The 13,861-nt window shown below is 56.5% G+C and carries 7 protein-coding genes and 4 pseudogenes; 3 read left to right on the top strand and 8 right to left on the bottom strand.

Annotated elements, in window-relative coordinates:
- Positions 1-598: 598 nt before the first annotated feature.
- The 3 genes and pseudogenes from NO362_RS14675 to NO362_RS13925 form a co-directional block, all read left to right on the top strand.
- Positions 599-865 (top strand): annotated as a pseudogene (locus NO362_RS14675) (hypothetical protein); the annotation flags it as partial.
- A 572-nt stretch (positions 866-1,437) separates the two neighbouring features.
- Complete coding sequence (locus NO362_RS13930; RefSeq protein WP_256546870.1) at positions 1,438-5,175, top strand: beta strand repeat-containing protein; 3,738 nt, start codon at positions 1,438-1,440, stop codon at positions 5,173-5,175.
- A gap of 198 nt (positions 5,176-5,373) precedes the next feature.
- A complete protein-coding gene (locus NO362_RS13925; protein WP_256546880.1) occupies positions 5,374-6,333 on the top strand; it encodes a PGF-pre-PGF domain-containing protein in 960 nt (319 codons plus the stop codon).
- 111 nt (positions 6,334-6,444) lie between these two features.
- Here the strand turns inward: NO362_RS13925 and NO362_RS13920 are convergent.
- From NO362_RS13920 to NO362_RS13890, 8 genes and pseudogenes are all read right to left on the bottom strand, one after another.
- Positions 6,445-7,383 (bottom strand): annotated as a pseudogene (locus NO362_RS13920) (AAA family ATPase); the annotation flags it as partial.
- Between the two features lie 153 nt (positions 7,384-7,536).
- Positions 7,537-7,656, bottom strand: a pseudogene (locus tag NO362_RS14715) (DUF8129 domain-containing protein); the annotation flags it as partial.
- Between the two features lie 155 nt (positions 7,657-7,811).
- Entirely contained in the window at positions 7,812-8,096 is a 285-nt protein-coding gene (locus NO362_RS13915) for a DUF3006 domain-containing protein (protein WP_256546869.1), read from the bottom strand.
- Between the two features lie 2 nt (positions 8,097-8,098).
- On the bottom strand, positions 8,099-8,626 hold the full coding sequence (locus NO362_RS13910; protein ID WP_256546868.1) for a lamin tail domain-containing protein: 528 nt from the start codon (positions 8,624-8,626) through the stop codon (positions 8,099-8,101).
- Between the two features lie 96 nt (positions 8,627-8,722).
- Positions 8,723-10,042, bottom strand: a complete 1,320-nt coding sequence (locus NO362_RS13905; protein WP_256546867.1) for an RNA-guided endonuclease InsQ/TnpB family protein — start codon at positions 10,040-10,042, stop codon at positions 8,723-8,725.
- Positions 10,043-10,292: 250 nt separating this feature from the next.
- Complete coding sequence (locus tag NO362_RS13900) at positions 10,293-11,531, bottom strand: orc1/cdc6 family replication initiation protein (RefSeq protein ID WP_256546866.1); 1,239 nt, start codon at positions 11,529-11,531, stop codon at positions 10,293-10,295.
- Positions 11,532-12,271: 740 nt separating this feature from the next.
- Positions 12,272-12,580 (bottom strand): annotated as a pseudogene (locus NO362_RS13895) (zinc ribbon domain-containing protein); the annotation flags it as partial.
- Positions 12,581-12,642: 62 nt separating this feature from the next.
- On the bottom strand, positions 12,643-13,857 hold the full coding sequence (locus NO362_RS13890; RefSeq protein WP_256546865.1) for an RNA-guided endonuclease InsQ/TnpB family protein: 1,215 nt from the start codon (positions 13,855-13,857) through the stop codon (positions 12,643-12,645).
- Positions 13,858-13,861: the final 4 nt, after the last annotated feature.

Raw genomic sequence — 13,861 nt, 5'->3', positions numbered from 1 at the left:
CGAACCCCATAGAATATTACTGGGAGTGTTAACCGAACACGGATGGTACGCACACTGTACAATCTACTGAACGACTACCGGCCGACTGTCGACCCACGAGTGATCGAATAGGTCAATACGAATTTTGAGGATTTAAAACCACTTTTCGAGAGTTTTCGATCAGCGTAGTCGACATAACCGCTCAGATCTACTCAACGGAGGGTAGTCAGGTACCCAAATCGATAAACCAGAAATTCAGCGTTCGATACCTCGTGTTTCCCGGAAGATTGCTCAAGAATCTCAGCTGCTGGATCAGTTTCTCGCCGTTTGAAGAGACCGACGTCGAAAGCAACTTTGAATCGGGTATATTGCATTATACACCCAAGACAACTCGCCATTAATCTGGATAGCAGTCTCGTCGACAGCAACCCGCGTCGGCTACGCCGGCGGCGGATCTGGAACGTTGCCAGCTAGCCGATATCCCACTTTTTTCAGCCGGTCGAAGGACTTGTAGATCGTGCTGTAATCTTCTTCGAGGCGAAAGCAGTAAAGAACGACGTGAGCCAAGACGGGATCGCCCGCGTGCTCTCCCAATGTTGTTTGGTTCGAGAATACTCTTGCCTGTGGCTTCGGGGCAGACAGAGACGCAAACGCAACGTGGAACATTCTTCTTCGCGGACTCACCGAATTAGGAGTAGTTCACTCCGAATCAACACCTGTGGAGACTGCGCTCCCTGTGAGAACTGCAGTTGTTCCTGCAAAGCGTGTCGTGGGAGCAGGAAGCCCCACCTCAGCGAGCGCTTCAGCGCGAGCAGGGTGGGGTAGTTCATATTGCATAGACGAGTGGTGGCGCCTCACTTTGTCTGTAACTTCTGGCCAATTATGATGGAGTCAAGCGACGCTGCCAAACGAAGTGGACTTACAATCTTCTTACTGCATATACACGGTCTATGTCCGGGATAAGACTACGCTAATTCCGTGGTTTTGTCGGAAGTCAACCAGGTATGAGTTAATGTTAGCCACATCCTAAAACAGGCCAGTTAGTTGCATTAGCTTGTCATTAACAAATGGTACAGCATCTTTGTGACGAAGTGTGGCCTCACCTACACTGGGTCTGCGGCTGGCATCTCAACCGCAGCTGCAGCGGCGGTTCGATTCCGTTGGTGGGCGTCCCCCACGCGGGGGAAAGAGCACTATGACAGATCCAGCCGAGGTCTCACGACGAAAGGCACTAGGTGCACTCGGCCCCACCGGCGTCGCGTTTGGTGACGCTGGTGTACACACGGGTGTGTGCGTCAACAATACGGGGTCGGTCAATGGCACGATCGTCACTACGCGGACGATAAGCTCAGTCTTCGACTCCGACTGGAGGCAAGTGCCCGCAGGAGTTCCTCGGCGGACGATCAAGCAGTTGGATCGCTCGCTAACGAATCGCGATGACACATTCAAGACTACGCAATGACACACGACATACGAAATAAAACACGCGCAGTAATCCTGGCTGCGCTGATGGTCGTCTCCGTCTTCGGAGGGACCATTGCCTTTGCCGGGACTGCTGCCGCGACTGCGAACGGCGTTGACTTCGACGGTCAATCAGAAGTTATCGTTCAAACGTCCGACGACATCACTGTGAACGGTGATGTCACCACGGACAATACAGACGTACGGGTGTATATAGACGCAAACAACAATGGGACCTACGATAGTGGAGAGTCCGCCGCTGTGGTTGACGCTGGAGAGATCTCTGAGGGTACATTTGAAACCACTATCAGTCCCAGCGCAGAAACGACGACCAGTGGAACGACTGTGTATGTTCATCAGTCGAATTCCAGCCTTAGTGACGGCGCTTCGTACTCGAGCGCCGCTGATGAGTCCGTTGGGACGCTCATCGTTGATGACACGCCAGTGTCGTTCAACGATGACGACATCCCAGAGGACGGTCTGTACACCACTCACACGCCTGAGATCAATCAGAACGTCACTGACGCGATCTCTGGTGTGGACGATCATACAGTGCAGGTGACGCTCCGACGAAACGGAGACAAGTACTACTCCTATGAGATCGGGGCGCAGACCGTCAACGACGGTGTCCGCTATGAAGATAATTACATCACGATCAGTCCTGGGGATGGTGAAGTCCCTGAACTGGTCGATGGCGACTACACTGCTACCCTCTCGGCGGCAGATAAGGCGGGCAACCGTAATTCAACCACGCTCACGTTCACTGTGGACACGGGCGCACCGACGTTCAGCCTCAACAGTCCGACCGACGGCGCTGTTGTTGGCGATACCGCACAAGAGATCTCGGTTGAGGTCTTTGACAGTAATGTCGACAGTGCGAACCTAACAATCACTAACGAATCAGGTGAATACTCCGAAACGTTCACGCGGAGTTCCAGCGGTACGTTCTCCGTTATCCCTGGAACCGATACCTCTGCGGAGCTTCCGAACGGGACGATCACGATTGACGTGAATGCGACGGACGCGGCCGGTAACTACGCCGAAGCGTCCTATTCGTTTGAGGTGGACAACATCAAACCCCACGTCACGGATGTCAACCTCTCATCAGCTGAGGTCAACACCAAGAACAATGCAGGCTCGGAAACGCTGACTGCCACCTTCGACGAGCCGGTACAGCCCGGCACTGTGGAAGCAGTCGTCAGCGTCGACGGAACGACGGTCCGTCTCAGCGACACCGTTGGATCAAACGACGATAACACGGTCGTTGATCTCCGCTTTGATGTCAGCGCCTACACGGCGACGAACGATTCTGGCATTGTGACCGTTGATAGGGCGTCGGATAGTGTCGGGAACGCGCTGCAGAACACGGCGAATACGACGTTCTCGATCGACACGCAAACGCCGACCATTTCCTTCAGCGAGATCGGAGACAACGATGTCATCAGCGGATACGCGAACATCACTGGTGGCGTCACCGTCGATACCAGCCCCGCTGTTGACGACGTCGAGTCCGTCAACTACTACCTGATTCCTGGCGGCGCTGGAGCCATTCCGGCAGGCGTCAGCCAGGATGACGCGGTTGCTGTCTCTGAGCCGAAAAACATCGACACGACCGACCTGCCAGATGGCTCGCACACGCTCGTTGTCACTGCGACCGACAACGCGAGCAACGAAGTGTACAATAATAAGACGCTCACGATCGACAACAACGAACCGTCGCTCTCCTACAACCAGGATGCGGTCCTGACCGGAGAGGTCGATCTCAGTGAATTCCTCACGGTGAACGGCGCTGACTACGGTGATTCATTCACCTACGAGTACAGCACCGATGGAGGGAATAGCTGGACGACGGCCACGGATGGTACTATCAATATCAACGACCTTGGAGAAGGGACCTACAAGTTCCGCGTGATAGCTAGTGACGTTGGCTTCGAGGCAGACAACACTGACGAGTTGACCACCGTCGGTATTGAGGGGAAGAAGCTCAGCCTCGACGCGTTCGATATTAGCGCGGACGGGGATACCCTGACGGTCAGCGTTACGACTGACGTTGAGCTCGACCGTCTGAATGTCAGCGTCGCAACGAGCGATGAGTTCCGGATGCAGAGTTCGGATCTCCTCGAACTCGACGATGGTGACTTCACGCAGACAGAGTCAGAGAGTGGGTTCACGTATGTCGCAACGAGCGACCAGGTGAGTGACCTAGACTCGATCGTGCGTGACGGTCAGTTCACGGCGACGTTCCAGAATGCGAGTGTCGGTGAGCAGTACCTCGAGACGGCTGCTACAGACTCTGCAGCCATCGATACCGAAGATGTCACTGTCACGGACGCTGACGTCGTCAGCGCTGACAAAGATCAGCTCGACGTTCGCGTTCGCTTCAGCGAACCGGTCGCGTCCGATGTGGCTCCCGAGAGCTTCGGTGGTCACAACGTCATCGTCCAGAGTGACGAACCGGCGAAACGTGATGGCGTCGTCAACTACACGATTCAAGGAATGGCCCAAACCGGCGGCGACAAGATGCTAACCATCACTGACCTCACTGAAGAGTTCGGCACGGATACGACCGACTCCACGGGCGCGGACCTGACATTCTCGCTCGACCTCTCGGAAGGAACGAACGTTGTGTCCGTTCCGGCTGAGACGGGAGCGGTCCCGATTGACTCGCTCAACCTCGACGGCGTCAACTCCATCTGGGAGTACGACGACGGCGAATGGGCGAAGCACGTCGTCGCAACGGGTGACGGCTCGCTCACCGAGCTCAATGGCGGTCTCGGATACGTCATCACTGCGGACGAGGACACCGAAGTCGACTACGAAGTCCAGAACACGCCTGTTCCGGGCGTCGAACGCAACAGTGAGTCCCTCGAAACTGGTTGGAATCTGATTGGCCACTACCAGGAAGGAAGCCAAGACGTCGATCAGGCCTTCATTGGTCTGACGGGCGTCTGGTCCGTTGAAGACGGTTACACGGGTGAGCAGCCACAGAGTCTCGCCCTCGAACAGGGCTACTGGATGAACGTCAACCAGGACGCGCTCCACGCCCCTGTCAGCTACGACGGTCCGCAGAGCGAACAGCCAGAAGTCTTCAACACCCAGATCGGAGACGGAACGGCTGTCTACGACGGCTACAACCTTGATATGGCGTTCGAGGTGAGCCACGACCAGCCGATTGAGGAGGTCCGCGTTATTTCGAGTGACCTCAATATCGACACGCAACTGACGTTTGCGTCCGATGCGACGTCTTATGACAGCACTGGCGCCGACGCGCCCGTGACCGTCGGTCAGCCGACCCCCGAAGCACTCTCTAATGGAGAGGCAGCAGTGACGATCGCGGTCACTGACATCTACGGTAACACGCAGTACGTGACGAAGACGGTTAGCGTCGACAACACGGCACCGTCCGTGAGTAACGTCCAGATCAGTGACGACAAAGATCAAAACGGTGTCGTGGCTGACGGTGATTCGGTGACGATCACCGCAGACGTCTCCGACGCGAGCCCGGTCAGCAGTGTGACTGCTGATGCGAGCGGCTTCGGTGCCGGTAGCGTTACCCTCGTTGATGACGGCTCGGGTGCCGACCAGACTAGCGGTGACGGCACCTACACCAAGACGATCACGGTTGACGGCACAAACACCAGCGACGGTGACCAGTCCGTCACTGTCAGCGCAACGGACGCTAACGAAAACGGTGGCTCGCAAGCTACCGAATCCGGCACGCTGACTGTCGAGTAAGAACAGCTCGCTAACTAACTTCCAACCGCTTTTTATAACAAACGATACACTTACAAGATCAAATAAATGACACAGAAAAAACATCTCACGCGGCTGGTGGTCGCCCTCATCGCCCTTTCGGCGGTCTTGGGAGCGGCGGCCCCGGCCGCGGTTGCACAATCGGGTCCACCATCAGCACCTCATAACTTCTATGGGACAGTGACGGGGACCAACGGGAACGCGATCTCTGGCGTGACCGTAACAGTCACACAAGCCAATACCGACTACGAGGTCACCGCCACGACCGACTCTAACGGAGAGTATTCAGTTGACGTCAATACCACACAGGTTGATACGTCTAAACAGGTCACCATCTCTGTTGGGGACAAATCCAAGTCCCGCGACGTAAACACTGCTGAAGCAACGGAAGTCAACTTCCAACTTGACCAGCAGCAAACCGAGTCGCCCAGTGACGGTGGCGACACTGGTGGCAATACTGGTGGTAACACTGGCGGCAGTACTGGCGGCCAGGCCGACAGCCCGGCCGATACGCCGAGCGACGGAGACACGCCCGAACCGGTTTCGGAGACGGCCGACCTCGACCAGGACGGCGCCGCGCAGGTCCAGCTTTCGGGCGTCACGGGCGCAACGAGCGTCTCTGTGACCGTTCCGGGTGTGAGCGGCCAAGCGACCGTCGAAGAACTGCCTGAGCTGCCCGCTGACGTTCCCGCTCCTCCGGGTCAGTACGTGAGCGTGGTCGACATCGCCGCGCCGGATCCGGCTGAAGGCGAGTCCGCAACAGTCTCGATCAGCATCTCGCAATCACACCTAGACGAACTGGGCGTGAGCGCCGAGCAACTGGTCATCCAGCACTACCGCGACGGTGCGTGGGAGACGCTCGAAACGAGCGTCGAGAGCCAGAACGGCGAGATCGTCCTGAGCGCAGAGACGACCGGCTTCTCGCCGTTCGCGGTCACGACGCAGGAGCAAGCGCAGGTGACGACGACGGCGGCCGATACGGCTGCCCAGCCGGATGAGACGACAGAACCGGCGACCCAAGCGACGACGACGTCGCCGCCCAGTGATGATGGCGGGGCTGGCCCGCTGCTCATTGCCGGCATTATTATCGTCGTTCTGGCACTCGTCGGAGGGCTGTACCTGACGAATTCCGGCGAGTAGCCGGTCATAACGGGCTGTTTCTCTTTTTTGCGTGCGCGTGAACGCTGTATCCCCTCCCTGCTCGATCCCGTTGGTCGCTCGCTGAGGGAGGGGCCTTAGCGCCTCAATCAGGTAAAACCGGAATACGGGATCTCGAATCTTGTATCGAGTCCGCTTACTGCGCGCCGGATCGGCGAGTGCCAGATGATGTTTCTCGATGATCTGGAGGGTTTCCAGCCGGTCGAAGTAGTACGACGTGTTGGTGCTCTCGATGCCGGCTCGCTGAGCGATCTCGTTTCGACTCCGGTTCCCGCTGGCCATCGACTCCAGAACCGAAAAATACGTTCTCACCTCGGTGAGCTCCATCTGGAGGACGGTTTCGGGCTCGTCGTGGAGTGGCCCATCCGGGTCGCACAGTAGCCGCGTGATGTTCTCTCCGAGCCTCTGTGATGGATCAAGCGGGCTGAGATATCGGGGTGTGCCGCCGAAGACGCCATAGACGAACACCCGTTCTTCGGGATCGTACGTCGGCACGAACTCTTGGATGGAGCGAAACGGCAGCTGGGTGAGTTCGAGGCGGCCATTTGGTGTCTGGGACACCCGTCTGTAGAGTGGCGCACCGCCATCGAGGACGTGGGTATGGATCATACCGATTGCAGAGCCTGTGAGTACGAGCGTCGCCTGACTCTCGTCGATAGCTGTATCTCACAGATGTTGAATGTCCGAGGGAAGTCCCTCGTTCGATTCGATGAGGTACGGAAATTCGTCGATGACGATGACGGCGTCTCTGTCGGTGAGGTATGTTAAGAGCGGTTCCCACTCCTCTTTGACGGCCGTGATGTCTGGATAAGTCGACGCTGCTGCCTCGACGAATCGCCTGAGCTGTGTCGTCGCTGTCCCTTGGACTGCCTGATAGTACACGGCATCGTCGCGGTCGGCAATCGATTGGCGGACGAGTTCGCTCTTGCCGATCTGGCGGCGCCCATAGATGATTGCGAGTTCTGCAGTGCCACTCTCATAGAGGGTCTGCACCCGATCGAGTTCATCGATACGATTGACGAACTGGTCGATACCTCCAGGTCGTGGCGGGAGATACATATGTGCTCCAAAGTTAGAATTCAGACTATAATAGTCTGGACTATAATATTCTAATCCCTAATACGGTGGGTCAATCATTCAATCCTTCATCTACTAAGACTCTGACAGACATCCACGAATGTTCCGTTAGTCGTCCTGTGATCGGATTTCGCTGGCCCGCTGGTCAAGTCGGCGGAAGATCTGGATGCGCTGCTGATTCGCGTTCTCGTAAGCGACGGACGCTCGGAGTGTCTCTACGCTATGAATAATTGTCAGAGTACAGTTACCTCAAGCTACTAAATGGCCAAAAGCTTGCCACAACTCACAAACAAAGTCAGCCTGATCTTCGATGAGAATGTCGACGCCATTGGAGGAGACAGCAAGCCGAATTCCCTGAACGCTAGATTGGAGTCACGACAGCCCTACGAGGACTCCTCGTCATTAGGTGGTCGTTCAGCAAGTTGATCGAAGCGAGACTGCGCCCGATCGTTTCGATCCGCAGTCTCCTCAGAGTCATACGACAATTCTGTAACCTCTCCGTCAGTGAGCGTCACCTCCAACACGGCATCCGGGTGCGAAGCCGCAGCAGGGAGTTCCGCACGGTCAAATATGATCTCATCAACGACTTCACCATCTGCTTCAAGCAAGATAACGGCGATTTCATCCTCGAAGCGGTCGATTACCCCAGTGAATTGTTGGGTGGTCATTCTCAGTAGGTCTCCTTGATCACGGTCGCGCCGGTATCATCCCGAAGGATGACAGTGTCACCGTTGTTGTTCCAGACGGGGCTTGATTGTCCCCAGTACAGGTCCGTTTCGGTGTTGGTGCCACTGCCCGTGTGGACTGTAATTTGTGCGCCAGCATCAAGTACCGTTCCCTCAGGGATTGTGTATGTGTGATCGGCCGCGTCTGCAAGTTCCCACCCGGTGAGATCAAGCGACGAGCTTCCCATATTCTCAATGGTAACATACTCGCCGTTCAGATTCTCGGCATCGTCGCCGTCTGCATCAGCGTTGATTGCGACGATGTCGAGTCTTGGACGCTCGCTCGTCTCCGTTGTAGGATCAGGAGTTGACTCAGTGGTTGTCGCGGGGTTAGAAATTGGAGCGGTTCCGGAGCCGTCTGCGTGGATCACGAGTCGCTCTGTAAGCGTGCGCTCAGCTCCGGGTTCGATGGGGGTTCCTGTTCGCAGTTCGGTCGCCGTCGTGGGGGCGGCCTGCTGGGTAGCGACCGTCACTGCCGAGCCATTACTCGTGAACCGGACGGTGCCGTGGGTGGCAGTCCATTGACATCCTCCTCCGCCTGAAGGCGGAGGAATCCCGAGGTTGGGATATTACGGTTTGGAGTCTACCACCTCTCGTTGCGGTTGGAATCCGCAGGAGAGGTCGTACAGGTAGACTCCGGGCTGTGCCAACCAGCCGGTACTCCTATCCCCGCCCAAACTGGTCGAAGACTCGGAGTTACTTTCTGTATTGTTGATGTTGAGACGAATATTCTCCGCCCCGTTCACGTCCGCGTTGAACGCCGCATCACACGACTCACACACGTACAGGCCGCGTTCGACACGCTGACTGTCGTCTTCTCTACCGCACACACAACACGTTTTACTCGTGTCTCGCTCGGACACTTCCACGACCTCGATACCCTCAACCTTCGCCTTGTATTCGAGGATATTGGTGAAGCGGTCGAACGCCCACCCGTGCAGGTCGAGGTTGCCGTGCTTGCCCCAGTTTTTCGACTCGCCGTTCTCGTCCTCGCGCACGCCTGGCAAGTCTCCGACGTTGATACGGCCAACACCCTTCTCAACACACCGCTGGACAATGTGTTTAGCAAGGCTGTGGAAGAAGTGCGTTCGGCGTTCTGACCACTTCGCGTGGAGACGTGTGGCCCTGTCGCCACCGCTGTCGTCGCACTTGGCGATTTCTTTCGGGAAGTAGTACCCGTCTTGCTTCAGGCGGTTGCCGGGGTACAGGTCGGCGTCTTCGGTGCGGTAGGCGACGGCGGCGAAGTTGCTGATGCCAAGGTCAACACCCGCTGTCTCGTTACCGGGAGCGTCGGGCGTCTCAATCTCGTCTTTGCAGACGAGATGGAGTTCCCACCGCTCGTTCTGCTGGTCATAGACAGCGCGAACCTGTTGTAGGTTCTCAACGGTGACGCCGGGGCGTGTCTCGTATTCGACAAGGATGTATTCCCGCGCTCGGGGGTGTTCCTTGTGGTTCGCGCCCTTGGAGAGTCGAACACGGTTGTTCTTGGTGTCGTGGCGGATACCGTTCTGTTTCCACGTCACGGTGGAGCGCGGGTGTTCTTCGTGGACGCGGCGACCCTGTTGGTCGTAGTAGTTACGTTTGCGGTAGCCGGGCGGATTGTCCCGTTCATCGTCAGAGCCGTACCACGAGTTGAAGGCTTCAGCGAGTTCCTCCAGAACGCGCTGACTGGACTGCGAATGCAATCCCTTGCACTTGTTATGGGTCTTCAACTCATCTTTCAACTCCTCGTGGCCGGGAATCTCGCCCGTTTCCTCCCAGACGTCTCGGGAGTGATAGTTAGCGACGTTCCAGAGTTTGCTGGCACTCCACCCGTGTCGGTCGAGTGACTCCGCTACCTGACTGTGGTTGCGGATTTTCGCTCGATGGGTGCGGTGGACTTCCAGCATCGTGAAACGCCTGTATAACTGCTTATACTCGCGTCTCTTGTAAAAGGTGGTGTTTGGTGACGGTGGAATATCCCGGCCCTGTCGGAGTCGGTGGAATGGGTCACTAAGTGACGGCGCGTATCCACGGCCTGAAGGCCGTGGTATTGCGCCTGCTCAGCGTATAAATCGCGGTCATATGTTTTCGACCGTGTAAGGGCGTCATTTTTCTGTAGTACTGGCTGCCTTGTACATCATATCGGACCAACAGCCACTACATCGAAGCAAACTCCTCACCAGAATCAGGGAGATACTCAATGATACTTCGATGAGCACCGAATTCGCTGATAATCGTCTGTAGCGCGTCGACGACGGTCGCGATGTCGCGATTGAGCTTATGCTCCCGGTACGTTCCGCCGTCCTGACCACGGTGTTCCATATGCGAGAGTGTTAGGTTGAGAATCTCGAAATCAGACAGGAAGCTGCGCATCCGCCGGGCTGTACGAGGATCTCGACCTTGGAATTCGCAGAGTTCTTTGTAGCGCTGGTAGACAGTCCGCGAACGGGCCGGCGTCGCATCCTCGGCAGCGAGTGTGGTTAGCGCGTAGAGCGTGAGTTGCTCGTGTTCGGTGAGATCGCGCATAATGTCCATACTTTGCTGTGCCTCGAGTTTTTCCTGGGCGCGTTCGACGTGATCGGTCGTAACCGAATCCGCACTCTCGGTGCGTGCAAGATCTCCCGCCTTCCGGAGAAGTGTAATTGCCCGTCGAGCGTCGCCACCATCCTGACGACCGAGAGCGGCACACAACGGAACCACCCCCTCTTCGAGTGCGCTCTCGTGGAACGCGATTTTTGCCCGCTGTTCGAGAACTTTCTGGAGCTCTTCTGTACCGTACGGCGGGAACGAAATCTCGGTTTCACACAGCGATGATTGAACCTTCGCGTCGAGTTGCTCTCGGAATGTTGAGTCGTTACTGATCCCGATGAGACCCAACTGAATGTTGTCGATATAGCCGTTGTTGTCGGCACGGGTAATCTGGTAGAGGAACGTGTCGTCCGTGATATGGTCGATCTCGTCGAGAACGATGATCACGGTCCCCGAGAGCTTATTGAGTTCATCCCAGAGAAGACGATAGACCTTAGATTGGGGATGGCCGGTTTCGGCGATGTGATGTTCGGGCTCTCGGAGGTTGTTCACCAGACTAATCGCGGCCTGGTAGCTCGTGCTGAGACCGTCGCAGTTGAGCGAGATGACAGAAAGGTTGACCTCGAAATGTTCGGCTGATTCTTGGAGTTCGTTCAGTAAGAAGTTCGTCACAGCGGTCTTGCCGACGCCAGTCTTGCCATAGATGAAGATGTTGTCAGGGTACTCTCCGTTGATGATCGGCTGCAGGGCCGCTTCGTACTCCTCGATCTCGTTATCACGCCCAACGATGTCGTCTGGAACGTACTCGACTTTGAGTGTGTTCCGCTGTTTGTACAGCGTATCGTCTGGCTGAAATCGGGGAGTCATATTGTCCTCGACTGATTCAGGCTAGAAGCATAACTGTTTCGACCACCGTTTCCGCTATTTCCAGTATAACCGCTATGGGGCGTGAGTTCCACTATCCGATATCGACCCCGTCGTTTCCAGTAATTCGCGGTAACTCCAGGTAGCGAGTCACGATTGAGACAGACCACAGGGTTCCAGTATTTCCAGTAAACGTTTCTTTATATACTCGATAGGCCCCACTGTTTCCAGTATACTCGGACAGAACACGAACCGGTAGACTGCGGAGGGGCTCTGTTGACGAGAATTACGGAACACCCCCTCCCCACTATTTCCAGTAAATCACCACGAAAGAGGGCCACCGAGTGAGAAGAAACTCTAAACTTTAGAAAAGTTTATATTAATAGCGTTTGAGATAGTCCGTAGGAGAGCTAGAGCGCGGTTGTTGTTGCAGTTGGTTCTAGTGAAAGAAAGCAACTTGAGAGTTCGGGAGACCTTCGTCACTAGCTTTACTGGAAATAGTGGGGGGAGAGTAGGTGCCTAGAGCCGCTAGTTCCCATCGTGTCAGTGTATTAGTGGAAATAATGGGGTCTGACTCTCGTCAGACAATCTGGGTAGGTTAACCAACGTGGAGGAGGAATGCTGTTCACTCGTTGGTTAATGACCAACCGTGAGTAGCACCAACGTCTACTCGTGTTCGACGAGCGGATGAGACGAGATTACCATCCACCACACACCACCATTTCCAGTGAATCGCCCCGGGGTCAAGCCCCGAGGCTTCCCGTTTCCACGACGCGCTTTGCAGATACCGACGTGGTATCCGTAGGGAGCGCAGTCTCCACAGGCGTTGATTCGGGCCATCCCAGCCCTAATTCAGAAAAGCCTCTCTTCAACACGTTCAACGAAGCGTTTGCGTCACGGTCACACTCGAAGCCACACACTGGACACGAATGCTCACGAACCCAGATGGGTTTCGCCGTCTCTACACCGCACGACGCACACTCTTTCGTCGTGCCCCGAGCATCGACCTGAACGACGTGCGTTCCGTGCAAGTCGGCCTTGTATTCGAGCAGGTTAGTCACCTTCTCCGCCCTAAAGGGCGGAGCTTGTCGGTGGACTCCCGTTCTGGCCGACCCTACTGGGTGGCAGGCGAGTAGCCGCCGTTCACGTTCAGCGTCCCCGACTTCAGGGCGAGGTGACGTGTCGCCCCTCCGTGCGGAGACTTTTGCCCCGCACGGAGTAGCCGAAATCCAATGTTCTTCGCCGCGTTGTAGTCTGCGTTGACCTCGTAGCCGCACTTCTGGCAACAGAACTTCGCTTGCGACGGACGGTTCTCGTCCAGCGTCGTCCCGCACTTCGAGCAACGCTTGGACGTGTACGCCGGGTCTACCTGCGTGGCGTCGATACCCTCCGCTTTGGCCTTGTACGCCGTGTAGTCGTACAAGCGGCGGAACGCCCACGTATGGAACTTCTTTGCGCCCGGCATCCGGTCGCGGATGTCCGTTAACTCCTCGAAGGCTATCCGGTCGCACCCGTGCGCGACGGCTTCTTGGACGATTGCTTTCGAGATACGGTGTAGGTAGTCCTCTACCCACCGTGTCTCTCGGTTGCCCAGCCGTTCGATGGTCCGATGGGCTGATTCCGTACCCGTCCGTTGTAAGTCGCCACGGACCCGCTCGTACTCCCGACGGCGGTGATTGAGGTAGTCGCCGCTCCAGAACATTCCAGTTGACGTGACGGCAATCTGTTCGATACCGAGGTCCACGCCGAGGACTGTGCTGTTCTCGGCGTCGCCTTCGTCCGGTATCTCGGACTCCACGTCGGCCTTCGTTCCGATGTGGAGGAAAAAGGTGTCCGTCGCGTCGCGGTACTGAAGCGTCGCACCCGTGACCTCGTAGTCGTCGTCGCGGAGGTACTTCGTGTGCGGGTTGTCTCCCTCTGGTGGAAGGACGTATTCGGCTTCGATACGTCCGTTCACCGTGGAGAGGGATACGCGGTCGTTGTGGAACGTCGCGCTCCGTTTGTCGTATCTGACGGATGGCGTCGTGAAGTGTGGTTGCGACGCCTTCTTGCCGTTCTGCCAGCGGGCGACGACGCCCTTGATGGCTTCGGCGGCTTTGTTGCGTGCGGATTGAACGAGGTTGGCTTGAAGCCGTGTCTGTTCGCGCACGTCGGAGTACGTCCGGTCGTGGAGTTTGCTCTTAGACGTAGGTTTGTAGTCGTCCCGCCACGCGTCTCGGACGACGTAGTTGCACGCCCACAGATACTCCTCGACGGTTTCGTGGAGGAGAGTCGCGTCGCTGTCGTCCATATCGAGTTTGACGACAACCGTGCGACGCACCTCCGCCATATTT

It is taken from the genome of Halobellus inordinatus (assembly GCF_024498335.1).
Lineage (GTDB): Archaea > Halobacteriota > Halobacteria > Halobacteriales > Haloferacaceae > Haloquadratum > Haloquadratum inordinatus.
Note: the sequence above shows the minus strand (reverse complement) of the source record. Positions and strands in the feature narration are given on the sequence as shown.

What these genes read in the sequence shown, in the direction of transcription:
- NO362_RS13930 (WP_256546870.1), top strand. Translation starts at nt 1,438, where the DNA reads ATGACACACGACATACGAAATAAAACACGCGCAGTAATCCTGGCTGCG.
- NO362_RS13915 (WP_256546869.1), bottom strand. Translation starts at nt 8,096, where the DNA reads ATGACCACCCAACAATTCACTGGGGTAATCGACCGCTTCGAGGATGAA.
- NO362_RS13905 (WP_256546867.1), bottom strand. Translation starts at nt 10,042, where the DNA reads ATGCTGGAAGTCCACCGCACCCATCGAGCGAAAATCCGCAACCACAGT.
- NO362_RS13900 (WP_256546866.1), bottom strand. Translation starts at nt 11,531, where the DNA reads ATGACTCCCCGATTTCAGCCAGACGATACGCTGTACAAACAGCGGAAC.
- NO362_RS13890 (WP_256546865.1), bottom strand. Translation starts at nt 13,857, where the DNA reads ATGGCGGAGGTGCGTCGCACGGTTGTCGTCAAACTCGATATGGACGAC.